Below are 16,875 nucleotides of genomic sequence, written 5' to 3'. Positions count from 1 at the left end.
TGGAGCACGGTTTTTAACCCTGCCTCGCGCCCCGTGCTCCGCGCCCCAACCCTATGCTTAAAAGTTATCTAACTACCGCCCTCCGCGCCCTGAAGCGCAATTGGAGTTATTCGGTCATCAATGTGCTGGGATTGACCCTCAGTCTGGCCTGTTGTCTGCTATTGTTTCTGGCGATTCGCTACGAACTGAGTTTCGATAAGCACAATACACAGGCCGACCAAACGTATCGACTAATTTCGTTCAACAAGAAAAACAACACAGATCGTCGGCAGGCTGGTATTCCGTTGCCTGCACTGGCGGCCCTTCGGAATGATTTTCCGAACCTGAAACACGACGTCACGATGGTTAACCGCATTGCCAATGTGGTCGTAACGGTGGGCAATAAATCGGGGGTATCGGCTAAGAAGTTTCAGGAGGGCGACGGAGTGGTCGCGTTTGTCGAGCCTGAATATTTCCGGCTATTCGATTTCGGTTGGAAAAGCGGTAGCCCCCAAACCTCGCTCAACAATCCGAATACGGTTGTGCTCAGTGAGCAAATGGCTCAAAAGTACTTTGGCTCAGGCAACCCAATGGGCAAGACCCTTCGTGTCGAGAATAAAATGGATTTCGTGGTAACAGGTGTTGTGCAGAATCTACCGGCCACAACGAGTATGCCCTTTGAAGTCTTACTGTCGTTTGCGTCGCTGAAGCAGTTTGGCGCCAGTACGAACTGGGACGACTGGGGCTCGACCTACGGTGGCGCTCAGATTTACTTAAAGCTACCAGGCACAGCAGCCGATCAGCAAGTTGAGTCGGCAAAAATGGATCAACAGCTCGTTGCGTTTGTCAAGAAATACCACCCAGTCGAAGATGCGCGCGATCTGGTGTACACCCTACAGCCGCTGACCAGCATCCATACGGATACGCGCACCGACAACTACGCCAAGCGAACCGTTAGCATGGAAATGATCTGGGCGATGGGTCTGATTGGTCTGTTCATTCTGGTAACAGCCTGTGTTAACTTCATCAATCTGGCTACAGCACAGGCAATTCGCCGGGCCAAAGAAGTGGGTGTTCGAAAAGTGTTGGGAAGCTCTCGCGGTCAGTTAGTGCGGCAGTTCCTGGGCGAAACGGGCGTATTAACGGGCCTCGCTATGGTATTGGCGTTCATTCTCGCGCAGGTATCGTTGCCTTACGTTAGTGAGTTGCTCAATATTAAACCGGGCGCAACCACCTTGTTCGATCCTATCGTGATTGTTTTTTTAGTTATACTAGGCATACTTACTACTACACTGGCAGGCTTCTACCCCGCTTTGGTGCTATCCGGTTATCAACCTATTCTGGCCTTAAAAGGGAAAATGAGAGCTTCGCAGGCTGGTTCATCGGGCATTAATCAACTCACACTTCGTCGGGGGCTGATTGTCGGACAGTTTGCCATTTCGCAGTTGCTCATCATCGGGACCATCATTGCCTATAACCAGATGAAGTACTTCCGCTCGGCCGATTTAGGGTATAGCCGCGATGCCGTACTTAATGTGTATCTGCCCGACAACAAGGCGGGTACGCTAGAAGGGCTAAAAGCCAAATTGACTGGTCTGCCCGGTATTCAGTCGATGAGTTTTGGCATGACCACCCCTTCATCGACCAGCAACTGGACAACGGGTTTCCGCTTCGAAAACGATGAGAAAGAGCCCGATTACGGCGTTCTGATGCGCCCCGCCGACACCGCCTATGTGCGTACCTATGGCCTCAAGATGATTGCGGGCCGGATGTTCCAACCCGCCGATTCGATGCGCGAGTTTGTCATCAACGAGGCTTTCATGAAGCGCCTGGGTTTCCAAAAACCAGAGCAAGTCATCGGTAAGTTCATGAGGGTCAATGGCGAAGAACTGAAAAAGCCTATTGTTGGAGTTGTGAAAGACTTTAACGCCTTTTCACTACATCAAAAAATTGAGCCAAGCGTACTGACTTCCTTCCGCGACCAGTACCGTAGTTTAGGCATCAAACTAGCCCAGGGCCACACGAGCCCCGAAGCCATCAGTAGCCTATTGAAAGAAGTCGAAACCGCCTGGAACGCCACCTACCCCGACTTCGTGTTCAAATACACTTTTCTGGACGAAACCCTCACCAATTTCTATAAGAGCGAGGAACGGATGTATTCGTTGTTCCGGTTGCTGGCCCTGATTGCTATTTTTATCGGCTGTCTGGGCTTGTACGGTGTCGTTTCATTCATGGCCGAAACCCGAACGAAGGAAGTGGGTATTCGGAAAGCATTGGGGGCATCAACGGCGCATATTTTTGGTCTGTTCTCCATCGATTTCGTCAAACTCGTACTGGCCGCTCTGGTACTTAGCTCACCGTTGGCCTGGTACGTGATGAATCAATGGCTCCAGAAATTCGCCTTCAAAATCGACATCGAATGGTGGATGTTCGCGCTGGCGGGTCTGCTGGCAGTGGGTGTTGCCTTGCTAACGGTGAGTTTCCAAAGCATCAAAGCCGCCATGATGAATCCGGTGAAGAGTTTGCGGTCTGAATAATTGCGTGGAGCAGGGTACTCGGAACACGGTTTCCCTGCCCCGAGCACCCTGCTCCACGCCCCCTTCCCATGCTAACGAACTACATTAAAATCGCCTGGCGGAATCTAGTCCGAAACCGCTTGTTTTCGGCCATCAACATTGTGGGGTTAGCCCTTGGCCTGGCAACGTGTCTGCTGATTCTGGTGTATGTACTGCACGAACTCAGCTACGATTGTTTCAACGACAAGGCAGACCGAACTGTGCGTGTGTTTTTTCGGGGGAGTGTCCAGGGCAATCAGATGAACGAACCCCACGTAATGCCGCCTGTAGCGCAGGTACTTCATAGCGAATTTCCCGAAGTGGAGGAGGCTACCCGTTTACGTATGGGAGGTTCTCCTCTGATTTCATATCGTGATAAAGCCTTCAAGGAGAGCGCCTTTACCTTCGTCGACTCCAACTTTTTTCGGGTGTTTACCATTCCATTTCTGAAAGGGGATAGTAAAACAGCTCTATTGCAACCCAACACAGTTGTCGTTACACAAAAGTTTGCGCACAAATACTTTGGCAGCGACGACCCAATCGGCAAAATTATTACCCTGAAAACGGAAAATAAAGCCTACACAATCACGGGCTTAGTGGACAAAATACCGTCTAACTCCCACTTCGATTTTGATTTATTTGCATCGATGGCCAGTCTGCCTGAGGCAAAATCGCCGAGCTGGCTACAGTCTGAATTTTATACTTATGTCGTCTTACCAAAAGGGTACGATTATAAGCAACTCGAAGCCAAACTTCCTCGGGTTATTGAGAAATACTTAGGTCCGCAATTACCCCAGGCGATGGGTATGTCGTTAGCTCAATTTCATCAGAAGGGCAATGAACTTAGCTTACTCCTACAACCCCTAACCGATATTCACCTCCATTCCACATTTTCGTATGATCTCAAAGCACTGGGTAACATCCGTTATGTGTATCTATTTGGAGCCATTGCGCTATTTATGCTGGTAATTGCCTGCATAAATTTCACGAACCTCTCAACAGCCAGTGCCACAAAGCGGGCTCGTGAGGTAGGTGTCCGAAAAGTGATGGGCTCAAGTCAGCCAGCCTTAATTAGTCAGTTCATGATTGAGTCGTTATTGCTGACAACTGTTGCCCTAGCCTTATCCACCAGCATTGTACAGCTAGTGTTACCTACATTTCGGGCCTTCGTTGGGCAGGAACTTCCGCTTGATTTTTTAGGCAACTATTGGTTATGGGGCGGTTTGTGCGGGATTGGTTTACTCACGGGAATTGTAGCAGGTAGCTATCCGGCTTTTTTCCTGTCATCGTTTAAACCAGTAGCCGTATTAAAAGGTGGTACGGCATTACAGGGTGGGTCGTCGGGGTGGTTACCGATTGGGCAAGGAGCTGGTTTACGAGGCAGCCTGGTTGTTTTTCAGTTCGTCATTTCAATTACCCTGATTGTTGCCACCACGGTCGTTTACCGCCAGCTTATGTATATGCAGCATAAGCAGTTAGGCTATGATAAAGAACAGGTGATCGTACTGCCACAAACCTGGCAGCTAGGCCCCAAAGAAGCGCTCCTGCGCGACCAGTTACGACAAGATCCCCGGGTAGTCAACGTAAGCTTATCGGGCTACTTACCAGCGGGGCCATCTTACGGCAATAACTTTTTTGTTTCTCCGGATAACAATCAGAACCAAATTATTAAATCCCTGCGCTATGATGTAGATGAGAATTACATTCCTACGCTAGGCATGAGATTGCAGATCGGCCGAAACTTCTCGCGTGACTTTAGCACCGATTCGTCAGTTGTAATTGTAAATGAAGCGGCTGTTCGATCCTTTGGCTGGGGAAACAATGCCCTAAAACATACGCTGAAACACATCTTGTCGAATACAAGGGATACCCCAAAAACGTATCAGGTGATTGGCGTGGTGAAAGACTTTCATTTTCGGCCACTCCATGAGCGAATTACACCGTTGGTTATGATGCTGGGGAATAATGCAGGCACACTCATTGTGAAGGCTAAAACGCCGGACATGGCCAGTTTGCTGGCATCTATGGAACAGAAGTGGAAAACGCTGATGCCCAATGAGCCATTTGTGTATTCGTTTCTGGATGAACGTTACCAGAATTTATACGCGACCGAGTTAAAAACCGGACAAATTCTGGGCTTTTTCTCTGGCTTGACGATCCTGGTAGCCTGCCTTGGTCTGTTTGGATTAGTATCCTTTACAACGGAGCAACGAACGAAGGAAATCGGAGTTCGGAAAGTACTCGGCGCGAGCATAACCAGCATCGTCAGCCTGCTCTCCAAAGACTTTCTCAAGTTAGTGGCGATTGCCATTGTTCTAGCATCGCCCGTGGCCTGGTGGGCCATGAACCGCTGGCTGCAGGACTTCGCCTACAAAATTGACATCGAGTGGTGGGTGTTTGCGCTGGCGGGTCTGCTGGCGGTGGGTGTTGCGCTCCTGACAGTGAGTTTCCAGAGCATTAAAGCCGCGATGATGAATCCGGTGAAGAGTTTACGAAGTGAATAAATTGCGAGGAGCAGGGTGCACGGGGCGGGGTATGCGTGGCCCTATCCCTGCTCCTCGCTCCGTGCCATTAACCTAAACAAGCATGCTTTTCAATTATTTCAAAATCGCCTGGCGAAATATCATTCGGAATAAGGCCTTCTCAGCGATCAATGTACTAGGCTTGTCGCTCGGCATGGCGTGTAGCCTGCTGATTTTTTTGTGGATAAAGGATGAGCTAACTGTGGATAAATTCCACGCGAATGGACCTCAGTTGTACAATGTGATGCAAAGCCAGTTCTACGATGGGAAAGTCGAAACCGGGCATTTTACACCGGGTCTATTAGCCGACGAGCTAAAAAAGCTTTTCCCCGAAATCGTTTATGCCGCTAGCTATACAGGCTGGGGTGCGCAGATGACGTTTGCCGTTGGGGAGAAGATCAATAAAGAAGAGGGGCATTGGGCAGGGGCCGACTGGTTTAAAATGTTCAGCATTCCACTACTGGCCGGAACCCCGCAAACGGCACTGAACACCCCGAATAGTCTGGCGATCTCGAAAAAAGTAGCCGAGTTCTACTTTGGCAATCCGGTAACCGCTCTGGGCAAGAGCATTCGCATCGATAACAAGCAGGATTATCAGGTAACGGCCGTTTTTGACAACCTGCCCGAGAATTCATCTGACCAGTACGATTTCCTGCTCAACTGGCAGGACTGCATCACACGTAATCCCTGGATGAAACAATGGGGTAGCAATGGGCCACATACCCGCATTATGGTCCGCCCCGATGCAAACGTCGCCAATCTGGAGGCCAAAATTTTACCGCTTTTGCGGAAGTATAATAAGGAGGACATGAGCGCAACCTTCGATGCCCAACTCTTCCTACAGCCCTATACTGATGGTTACCTATACTCAAACTTTAAGAACGGAAAACAGGATGGCGGACGCATCGAGTACGTCAGGTTGTTTAGTATTGTAGCCGTATTTCTGTTGCTGATTGCCTGCATCAATTTCATGAATCTGGCCACAGCCCGGTCGGTCAAGCGGGCGAAGGAAGTGGGCGTTCGGAAGGTAGTTGGTGCTGTGCGAAGTGTACTGGCCGGGCAGTTTGTTGGCGAAGCGCTGTTATTTACGTTCCTGGCATTGGGGATTGCGCTGATTCTTGTTTTCTTCCTGTTACCGCAGTTCAACGAATTAACGGGCAAGCACATCAGTCTGAATACAACACAAGTTTCATTCTGGCTGATGCTAGTAGGCATGGCACTACTTACTGGCTTACTAGCGGGCAGCTATCCGGCTTTGTTTTTATCAGCACTGGAGCCAGTTCGGGTGTTGAAAGGATCACTAAAGTTTGGTTCGGGGGCTCGGTTATTCCGGCAGGGATTGGTTGTTTTTCAGTTCGTCTTGTCGATGTTGCTTATAGTGGGAACCATCATCGTGTATCGGCAGGTCAATTATGTGCAAACCACAAACCTCGGCTACGATCGCGAAAATCTGCTGTATATTCCGGTTGAAGGCGATCTGGCGACCCTATCGGCCTATAAAACCTTCAAAGACGAGTTGCTGCGTAAACCCGGAATCATGTCGGTGTCGTCCATGCAGGAAGCGCCGAACAACATTGGCAGCAGCACGGGTGGGGTAAAATGGCCGGGTAAAGACCCAAATGTCAACATCGAATTCACCCAAACGGCGGTGGGCTATGATCTGATCAAAACCCTGAAGCTACAGGTTGAAGGCCGTGATTTTTCGTCCGAATTTGGAACCGATACCACCAACTACCTAATCAACGAAACTGCTGCTAAGCGCATCGACAACAAAAATAAACGCACTGGTTCACTCGTTGGCCAACCAATTACCATGTGGGGTAGGCCGGGGAAAATCATTGGCGTTATGAAGGATTTCCACTTCCAGTCGTTGCACATTCCCATTGCCCCCATTATCCTGCGGTTAGGAACGGATCTGAACATGCATAGTTTCATCATTCGCACGCAACCGGGGCAAACTACCCAGGCGCTGGCGAGTATTGAAATGTTGTGGAAAGAGATGAATCCGAAGTTTCCGTTTTCGTATCGATTCATCGACGATGAGTACCAGAAACTTTACAAAAGTGAGACAGTGGTCGGCAGTCTGGCCAATTACTTTGCATTCCTTGCTATCTTTATCTCCTGCCTGGGTTTGTTTGGTTTGTCGGCGTTTATGGCCGAGCAACGCACCAAGGAAATCGGCGTTCGTAAAGTACTCGGTGCATCGGTGTTCGGGGTAGTTGGCCTGCTTTCTAGGGATTTCCTGAAACTGGTGTTCATCGCCATTATCATTGCCTCCCCGTTGGCCTGGTACGCTATGAACCAGTGGTTGCAAGGCTTTGCTTACAAAATTGATATATCGTGGTGGATCTTCGCCCTAGCCGGTCTGCTGGCCATAGGCATTGCGTTGCTAACCATCAGTTTCCAAAGCATTAAAGCCGCTTTGGTGAATCCGGTGAAGAGTTTACGAAGTGAATAAATTGCGAGGAGCAGGGTGCACGGGGCAGGGTATGTATGAGTCATATCCCCGCACCATGCTCCCTGCTCCTCGCTCCGTGCCATTAACCTAAACAACCATGCTAAAAAGTTACCTCAACATCGCGATTCGCAACCTTGGCCGGAATCGGCTGACTACGGCGCTCAACGTGGCGGGTTTGTCAATTGGTGTGGCGGCTTGTCTGGTCATTTACCTGATCGTTCAGTTTGAACTGAATTTCGACCAGAATGTGCCCAACAGTGGGCAAATCTACAGGCTGGTATCGAAGTTTAAGTTTGGCGACGAATTCTACCATAACCCCGGTTTGTCGGCTCCAATTCCCGACGGTGTTCGAAAGGAATTGACAGGAGCCAAAACGGTCGCGGCTTTTCATACAGGTAGCTTTCAGGTTGTTGAGGTGCCTCGTCCAGGTGCCGAGCCAGCTCGATTTCCTACCCAAGACAATGAGCGTGACTGGCTGGCTATTACCGATGAGACCTTCTTCGAGATTATGCCCCGTCAGTGGCTGGCAGGTTCGCCCAAAGCGTCGCTATCAAAGCCGGGCCAGATTGTATTGACAGAGCGTCAAGCCCGTTTGTATTTCGGCGATGCCAGCCCTGCCGTTGTCGGTCGTCGGCTTATTGGGCAACAGTATCGGGATACATTGTCGTTAACGGTTTCGGGCTTGCTGAAGGACCTCGACGCCCCCAGCGATTTTGATTTCAAGTCGTTCGTCTCGCTCGCGACCGTAAGCACCAATAAAAAACGCCGGGATAATCTGGGTTTTACAGAGTGGAACAATACCAATTCCTCGTCGCAATGCTTGCTGATGTTAACGCCCGGTACTGACCCCAAGCGTTTCGGTGAGCAGGTTATTAAGATGGTCGAACGCCACATGCCAGCCACTGAAGAGAAAGGCAATCGCTGGTTTATTCTCCAACCGCTGACCGATGTCCATTTCAATGCCGATTACGCCAGCGGCAGTCACGTAGCGCATCGCCCAACGTTGCTGGTGCTGGGTCTGGTTGGTGGCTTTTTACTACTGCTGGCCTGCATCAATTTTATCAATATGGCCACCGCTCAATCGACCCAGCGAGCAAAGGAAATTGGGGTTCGGAAATCATTGGGCAGTGGACGCAAGCAACTACTCATTCAGTTTCTGGGCGAAACCTTCGTGCTTACCCTGCTGGCTACGGGCATCGCGCTGGTGCTGGCAGAGGGCGCCCTGACGTATCTTGGCGATATTGTTCCGAAGGGCGTTACGCTCAATTTTACGCAGCCGCATCTGTATGGCTTTCTGCTCCTTGTTGCAATCACAACGGCTCTGTTAGCCGGGCTGTATCCGGGCGTAGTTGTGTCACGACTTTCGCCGGTGCTGGCCCTACGCAATCAGACAAGCCAGACGGCTGGTCATGCCGGGTTGCGCCGAGTACTGATTGTCGGGCAGTTTGTTGTGGCCCAGGTATTTATTGTGGGGGCGTTGTTAGTCGGTCAACAACTCCGTTTCCTGATTAACTCCGATCTGGGGTTTCAGCGCGACGCTATCGTAACCTTCAACACCCCAACCAGCAGTTTTTTCAACGGCGACCGTCATGATGTCCGATTTACGCTAGCCGATCAGATTCGGAAACTAACCGGCGTCGAACGCGTCAGTATGGCTAATCAGACGCCTATTGCCGGTGGCTGGTCTACATCTACGCTGGAATACCTAGGCAAAAAGGGAAAGATTAAACTAAACGTGTACCGCAAAGAAGCCGACACGACCTATATGGCTTTGTACGGGATGAAATTAGTAGCGGGGCGCAACCTACTCCCAAGCGACACCGCACGGGAATACATTATCAACGAAACGCTGGCAAAACGGATCGGCTTTCTGAATCCGGCCGATGCCGTTGGTAAGGTATTGGAGAAATTCCCCATCGTTGGCGTGGTGCGCGATTTCCACCATCGCTCGTTGCACAATGCCATTCAGCCTACGGCATTGATGAGCCATAAAGAGAATTTGCATGTCTTTAACGTGAAATTCCGACGAAGTGGAGCCAACTCGTTCGATAAAACGCTGGCCCAGATCAAAACGCTTTGGGTGAACACCTATCCCGACGAACCGTTCAACCCCAAATTTTTCGACGAATCGGTGGCTGATCTTTACGCTAAAGAACGGAATCTGGGCAAGCTGGTCACGCTGGCTACGGGTATCGCCGTATTAATCAGTTGCCTGGGTTTGTTTGGGTTGGTAACGTTTACAGCGCAGCGCCGGACGAAGGAGATTGGCGTTCGGAAAGTGTTGGGGGCTTCGGTGGCCAGCATTGTTACGCTGCTCTCCAAAGACTTCCTGACGCTCGTGTTGATTGCGGTCCTGATCGCGTCGCCCGTGGCCTGGTGGGGGGTGGATAAATGGTTACAGGACTTCGCTTACAAAATCAATATCGAGTGGTGGCTATTTATTCTGGCGGCCCTATTAGCTATAGGTATTGCCCTGTTAACCATCAGTTTCCAAAGCATCAAAGCAGCTCTGATGAATCCGGTGCAGAGTTTGCGAAGTGAGTAATGTAGAGACGCAATCCTTTGCGTCTCCATATGCGTCAGCAATTTTAGGGTTAATAAAACCATCCGGTCAAGGAGACGCAAAGGGTTGCGTCTCTACATTTTATCCCCCCAAAAGCAACGTCCGGCGAAAATCAGTGTCATTAGCCCAATGAACTCGTAAAAACTGACTAACAACAATTCGCATGAGAACGCTTCTAACGACCGTATTGGCGCTGGCCACTTCCTTAGTCTTCGCTCAACACCACAACTCAATCAGCCGCAGCATCAACGACGATGGCAAAACGCTATCCATTCGGGTTAAGGGAACCGTTGATGGCAACCCAATTGATTATGATCGCACGTTCGATGTATCTACCTTAAATCAGGATGAACGAAATGCGCTGCGTGAACACATTCTGGATTCATTGAATGTTAGCGCACCCGAACCAATTAAACCACTAAAGCCCTTTAAAGCTCCTCGTGCCGCCCTTGCTCCACACGCTCCCATTGCCCCCAAAAGCCCGGAATCAGTAGCCATCATCAGCAGCGATCAGGAAACGGTATCGATTACCAACGGCAACAATCATACTATGGCTGTTGGTGGAAAACATCCTTATACCAAGGAGGTTAAATACGACTCAGACTCCGGCCAGTTGTACCTACGTTACAAGTTTCAAAAAGATGGCGATGATGTGACCTACGAACGCACCCTCGATGTGCAGAATAAATCGCAACAGGAACGGCAACAATTGATCGACGACATTGAGAAATCAATAGGCGTTCCGAAAGCCGGGAAATGACATACGTAGAGACACAGCATGCTGTGTCTCAGACCCCAGATGGTTTTTACACCAGATGGCTCTTTTCCAATGTCCGCAACTGTACGGCTTACGTCCGTTTGCGGACATTTCGCTTACCATATACATCACAAACTCCTAACAATCAGCACATTATCTAATTGGCATAGCATTTGGACTTTTCTAAATCAGTAAGACGTACGAAGTCGTGCGTTTTCTTTTCTTAACTTCAACGGGTCACGGTCATGCTTGGTAATTACGTAAAGATTTCAGTTCGGACATTCTGGAAAAACAAACTGTTCAGTGGTCTCAATGTCGTTGGCCTGGGCATTGGCATGGCGGCCGTCTGGCTGATGGTACTCTATGTAACCGATGAATGGAGCTACGACCGGTTTCATAGCAACGCTGACCGTATTGTCCGGGTGGTTCATTACGCCCAGTGGCCGGGTGGCAATCTCAAGCTGGCTCCTACCTCAGCTCCTTTTGCCGCAGCTCTAAAAAACGATTATCCGGAAGTTGAAAAAACGGTTCGGATTAATCCAGAAGGCGGTGGCCAGATTACGTTCAACGACAAAAAGATGGACGTGAACAACATCTTCTTCACTGACCCATCGGTGTTTGATGTATTCTCGTTCCCGTTTCTATATGGCGATCCGGCTTCGGCGCTGACTAAACCACAAAGCATTGTACTCACCAAAACCATAGCCGAAAAGCTGTTTGGCGATGCCAGCAAAGCCGTTGGCAAAGTAATTGAGTTCAGCAATCATTTTCCGAATACGGTCACGGGTGTTATCGAAGACGTACCGACCAACTCACATTTTCGGTTTGAGGCATTGCGTTCGTTACCAAACAATTACACCAGCGGCTGGCAGAGTTTTGAACTCTATACCTACCTGCTCCTGACCAAAGGCAGCGACTACAAAACGCTGGAGGCTAAACTCCCTGGGTTTTATCAGAAGTACCTGAAAAAAGAAATGGGTGAAGTCGATTATCGAATGGAACTCCAGCCTCTGACATCGATTCACCTCCATTCGCAATTAGACTACGAAATCGGCGCGAATGGCAACGCTCGTACAGTCTCCATTTTTGCCGCCGTAGCTGCGCTCATTCTGCTGATTGCCTGCATCAACTACGTGAATTTATACACGGCCCGCTCCCTCAAACGCACCCGCGAAGTAGGCGTTCGGAAAGCAATTGGTTCGTTTAAATGGCAGCTCGTGGGGCAGTTCCTGACCGAGTCTATTTTGATGACACTGCTGGCAGGTTTGGTGAGTGCAATATTGACCAAGATGGCCTTACCCTACTTTAATCAGATGGCCGATAAAACGCTGTCGATGGGCGGGTTCACGACTACTTTTCTGATTGTTGCTGTGCTTTCAGTATGCCTTGGTACACTGAGTGGGCTTTATCCGGCCTTGCGGCTTTCGGGCTTCCGGCCCGTAGCAGCTTTGCGGGGGCAACTCGGCAATCAATCGGGTAGTATTTTCTTCAAGCAATCGCTGGTTGTGTTTCAGTTTGTGGCAACAGTGGCGCTGATTGCCTGTTCGTTTGTGGTGTACCGGCAAATGCGGTTTGTGATGCACAGCGATTTAGGCTTTAATAAAGAACAAGTACTCACGTTTCATATCAACAGTGAAGACGTTCGTCAGCGTGTCGACGCCCTCAAGGAAGCGCTACAGCGCAGTCCGTTGATCGAAGGCGCGTCGGCCGCCAGCAACCCCATTGGCAATAATAATATTGGTGGCAACGGCATGTTCTTCGAACAAAATGGCGCGCTATCGTCTAGTACGCAGGTTGTCCAAAAATTCTCTGTCGATTCAGATTATCTGAAAACGCTGGAAATTAAGCTGCAACAGGGACGAAATTTCTCGGAGTCGTTCAAAAGCGATTTGTTTGGCGCCGTGTTAGTCAACGAAACCCTGGCGAAACAACTCGGCTGGAAAGACGCTGTTGGCAAACGGGTGAAATACTACATTGATCAGGAAAAACACACCGCTGAAGCTCGTGTGGTGGGGGTAGTGAAGGATTTTCACACGTACTCACTCCAGCACAAAATTGAGCCACTGGTGTTGCAGATGCCCGCTCCATTTGAAAAAGACAACATCTACGTCCGCATTCAGGCCGGAAAAGCCCCTGAAGCGCTGGCGTACATTCAATCGGTCTACCATACGTTCGATCCGAGTGCCACGCTGGATTTTCATTTCCTTGATGAGAACTTCTCAAAACAGTATAAAGCCGAACAGAAGCAGGGCGAAATCTTACTCACCTTCACGTTGTTGGCCGTGTTGATTGCCTGCCTAGGTCTGTTTGGATTGGCCGCTTTTGCCGCCGAACAACGCACGAAAGAGATTGGCGTTCGGAAAGTGTTGGGTGCATCCGTTTTCAGCATTGTAACGATGCTTTCTAAAGATTTTGTCAAACTGGTGCTGATCGCTATTGTCATTGCCTCGCCCCTCGCCTGGTATGCCATGAGTCAGTGGTTACAGGGATTTGCGTACAAGGCCGACATTAGCTGGTGGATATTTGCGTTGGCAGGTCTGCTAGCGGTGATCATCGCGTTACTAACCGTGAGTTTCCAAAGTGTGAAAGCGGCTTTGATGAACCCGGTGAAGAGTTTGAGAAGTGAATAAATTCAGTTTAAACACAGAGATAAATTAGGTTTTGTTTTGTGTGACCCCGACGGGGTCAGATGTTTATAGAAAGACCATCCACTATAAACATTTGACCCCGTCGGGGTCGCACAAAATCAGATGATTAGTTCTAAATTTATTTAATTATCAAATGTCACAACAACTACATATACCCCCTAATTATGAAGAATCTAACCAAAACCGGAACAACTCTTTTCCTCCTACTACTCGCCTTTTTCGTACACGCGCAAACCCCGGCGAACGTTTTGCCATCGTTCGATAAAGTCATTACCAGCCCACACGTGAGTATTGTACTAGTGGCCGGTGAGCAGGAAAACATTCAGTTGCAATATCAGAATATAGAACCCGAGAAGGTGAACTATGTAGTGCAAAACAAGACGTTGAGCATCTATCTTGATGACGCGCGGATTACAGTCAAGAACCAAAAATGGAAAGAGGGCGACATGGAATTTACGAGACCGATTTACGACAAGAGTGTAAAAGTAACGGCTTTCGTAACCTATAAAAGCCTAAAAAGTCTGCAAATCCGGGGTGAAGAAGAAGCTACCTGCCAGAGCGATCTGACTAGTGATTCGTTCAAACTGAAGGTGTATGGCCAGGCCACAGTGAATCTGACAGGTTTAACCGCGAATAAACTCAAAGTGAGTTTATTCGGCGAGAACAAGGTGGCGATCCATTCGGGTAAAGTAGCCAGACAACAATATCGCATTTATGGCGAAAATACGCTTGATACCGAGAAGCTGATCGGCGAGCTGGTGTCGGTTCATTCGTATGGCGATAGCCAGTTGAACGTGTACGCATCGAATCGAATTGGTGTTATGGCATTCGGCGAATCCGACATCAAGTATGCCGGTGATGGCAATCTACGTAAACTGGTCATCGGCGAAGTAAAAATCCATCGAGCTGAATAAATGGCATGGGGCAGGGAGCGCGGAGCAAGGGAGGATCTTTACCCTGCTCCGCGCTCCCTGCCCCATGCTATACCACGCCAAAACAACACCCTATGCTTCGCTCCTATTTCACCATCGCCTATCGGAACCTGATCCGTAACAGAACATTCTCCGCTATTAATATTGTGGGGCTGGCGCTAGGCATGGCGTCCAGCCTACTCATTTTCCTCTGGATTCAGGATGAGCTAAGCATCGGGACACAGTACGCCAATGGCAGCCATCTCTACAGGATCATGGAGAATGAAATTGCCGATGGGCGGATTGTTACGGATGAGGATACGCCAGGAATTTTGTCGGACGAGCTCAAACGGCAGTTTCCTGAGATTGTTCACGCAGCAGGATTTTCATCGAAGGAAGGGCATGTACTCAGCGTGGGGAATAAAATAGCCCGACAAACCGGGAGTTTTGCGGGGGCTGACTGGTTCAAGATGTACAAGATTCCGTTGCTGGCAGGCACGGCAACTACAGCTCTCAATGCGCCGAACAATCTGGCAATTTCCCGAAAACTAGCCGAAGTCTATTTCGGGAGCCCCCAGGCCGCACTAGGCAAATCGATTCGGTTCGACAACAAGACCGATTTTCAGGTAACGGCAGTATTCGAGAATTTGCCCACCACCTCGCTCGACCAATACGATTATCTACAGAATTGGGAGCTCTTTCTAAAGCAGAATGCCTGGCTTAATGAATGGGAAAACGGCGGGCCCGATACCCGCATCGAACTCCGCCCCGATGCCGACCCTGCGAAGGTAAATGCGAAACTTAAAGGATTCCTGAAAGGGCGCAACAAAGACATTAACGCCACGTTCGACATTCAGCTGTTTTTGCAGCCAGAAACCGAAGCTTACCTCTATTCCAATTTCAAAAACGGCGTTCGCGATGGGGGCCGCATCGAATACATACGGCTATTTGCCATTGTGGCTGTATTTCTGCTGCTGATTGCCGGAATTAATTTTATGAATCTGGCCACGGCCCGCTCTGCTAAACGGGCGCGGGAAGTGGGCGTCCGAAAAGTAATCGGCGCCGAGCGGTCATCGCTTATTGGCCAGTTTATGGGCGAAGCCCTCCTCCTAACGACTATAGCGCTCGTACTAGCCATTACGCTCGTAAGGCTGATGCTACCCGCCTTCAACCTACTGACCGACAAGCAGTTGAACCTTCCTATCCAAGAACCCTATTTCTGGGCATTGTTGGCAGGTTTACTCATCATTACAGGCAGTCTGGCCGGGAGTTACCCAGCCCTGTTTCTATCTTCACTCAATCCGGTTCGGGTCCTGAAGGGAATGTTACGTTTCGGACCGGGCGCGCAGTTATTTCGCCGAGGTTTGGTTGTTTTTCAGTTTGTTCTGTCCATGCTGATGATTGTGGGCACGGTGGTCATTTATCGGCAGCTTCAGTACATTCAAACGAAGAATTTAGGTTACGACCGCGAGAATTTAATTAGTATTCCCGGCCAGGGGGAGCTAGCCCATAACTACCCGATGGTTAAGCAGGAATTACTCCGTATGGCTGGCATCCAGAGCATTACCCATTCCATTACGAATCCGCTACAGAACGGCAATACCACCGATGGTCTACAATGGACAGGCAAAGACCCAAATCTGGCTATTCAATTCAACAATACCGTAGTTGGCTACGATTACGCCAAAACCATGAAATTGAAACTGATTCGGGGTCGCGATTTCTCCCCGGCTTTCGGTACGGATTCAAGCAATTACCTCATCAATCAGGCAGCCGCCAAACGGATTGGCTATAAAGATCCAGTTGGCCAGCCGCTTGCTTATGGGAAAAGGCCAGGAAAAATTGTTGGGCTTATCGAAGATTTTCATTTCAACTCATTGCACGTACCTATCCGTCCTCTCTTCATTCGCCTGGGCGAGACTTGGGGGCCTAATAACATTCTGATACGTACCCAGCCGGGTCAGACAAAACAAGCGTTAGCCAGTATCGAGGCCATTTGTCGGAAAATCAACCCAAAGCTTCCGTTTACCTATTCGTTTGTTGACGATGAATACCAGAAGCTCTACAAAAGCGAAACCGTTGTCGGTACATTGGCAACCTTATTTGCGGGTATGGCCATTTTCATTGCCTGCCTGGGTCTGTTTGGGCTGGCCGCTTTCACAGCCGAGCAACGCACCAAAGAGATTGGCGTTCGGAAGGTGCTCGGTGCCTCGGTAGCCAGCATCGTGGGGTTACTCTCTGCCGACTTTGTCAAACTGGTCCTGATCGCCATCGTTATTGCCTCCCCCCTCGCCTGGTATGCCATGCAGCAATGGCTACAGGGGTTCGCCTATAAAATCGACTTATCATGGTGGATTTTCGTCCTGGCCGGTATAGTAGCCCTAGGCATTGCTCTGCTAACGATAAGTTTCCAAAGCATCAAAGCCGCCCTGATGAATCCGGTGAAGAGTTTGCGAAGTGAATAGCGAGGTGCACGGAGCAG

General features: G+C 49.6%; 8 protein-coding genes. All 8 read left to right on the top strand.

Annotated features, from left to right (window positions below; genetic code table 11):
• Nucleotides 1-53: 53 nt before the first annotated feature.
• The 8 genes from ACYVGR_RS24790 to ACYVGR_RS24755 all read left to right on the top strand — a co-directional run bounded on the left by ACYVGR_RS24790 (nucleotide 54) and on the right by ACYVGR_RS24755 (nucleotide 16,858).
• On the top strand, nucleotides 54-2,516 hold the full coding sequence (locus tag ACYVGR_RS24790; RefSeq protein WP_460961816.1) for an ABC transporter permease: 2,463 nt from the start codon (nucleotides 54-56) through the stop codon (nucleotides 2,514-2,516).
• 68 nt (nucleotides 2,517-2,584) lie between these two features.
• Nucleotides 2,585-5,038, top strand: a complete 2,454-nt coding sequence (locus ACYVGR_RS24785) for an ABC transporter permease (protein WP_460961814.1) — start codon at nucleotides 2,585-2,587, stop codon at nucleotides 5,036-5,038.
• Nucleotides 5,039-5,120: 82 nt separating this feature from the next.
• Nucleotides 5,121-7,514 (top strand): ABC transporter permease, encoded by a 2,394-nt coding sequence (locus ACYVGR_RS24780; protein ID WP_460961812.1) that lies wholly within the window; start codon nucleotides 5,121-5,123, stop codon nucleotides 7,512-7,514.
• A gap of 97 nt (nucleotides 7,515-7,611) precedes the next feature.
• The gene (locus tag ACYVGR_RS24775) at nucleotides 7,612-10,059 is read left to right on the top strand and encodes an FtsX-like permease family protein (RefSeq protein WP_460961810.1); all 2,448 of its coding nucleotides are present in this window, start codon (nucleotides 7,612-7,614) and stop codon (nucleotides 10,057-10,059) included.
• A 181-nt stretch (nucleotides 10,060-10,240) separates the two neighbouring features.
• The gene (locus ACYVGR_RS24770) at nucleotides 10,241-10,837 is read left to right on the top strand and encodes a hypothetical protein (protein ID WP_460961808.1); all 597 of its coding nucleotides are present in this window, start codon (nucleotides 10,241-10,243) and stop codon (nucleotides 10,835-10,837) included.
• Nucleotides 10,838-11,079: 242 nt separating this feature from the next.
• The gene (locus ACYVGR_RS24765; RefSeq protein ID WP_460961806.1) at nucleotides 11,080-13,464 is read left to right on the top strand and encodes an ABC transporter permease; all 2,385 of its coding nucleotides are present in this window, start codon (nucleotides 11,080-11,082) and stop codon (nucleotides 13,462-13,464) included.
• A 182-nt stretch (nucleotides 13,465-13,646) separates the two neighbouring features.
• Complete coding sequence (locus ACYVGR_RS24760; protein ID WP_460961804.1) at nucleotides 13,647-14,396, top strand: GIN domain-containing protein; 750 nt, start codon at nucleotides 13,647-13,649, stop codon at nucleotides 14,394-14,396.
• 92 nt (nucleotides 14,397-14,488) lie between these two features.
• On the top strand, nucleotides 14,489-16,858 hold the full coding sequence (locus ACYVGR_RS24755) for an ABC transporter permease (protein ID WP_460961801.1): 2,370 nt from the start codon (nucleotides 14,489-14,491) through the stop codon (nucleotides 16,856-16,858).
• The last annotated feature ends 17 nt before the right edge of the window (nucleotides 16,859-16,875 follow it).

The organism is Spirosoma litoris (assembly GCF_054776755.1).
Note: the sequence above shows the minus strand (reverse complement) of the source record. Positions and strands in the feature narration are given on the sequence as shown.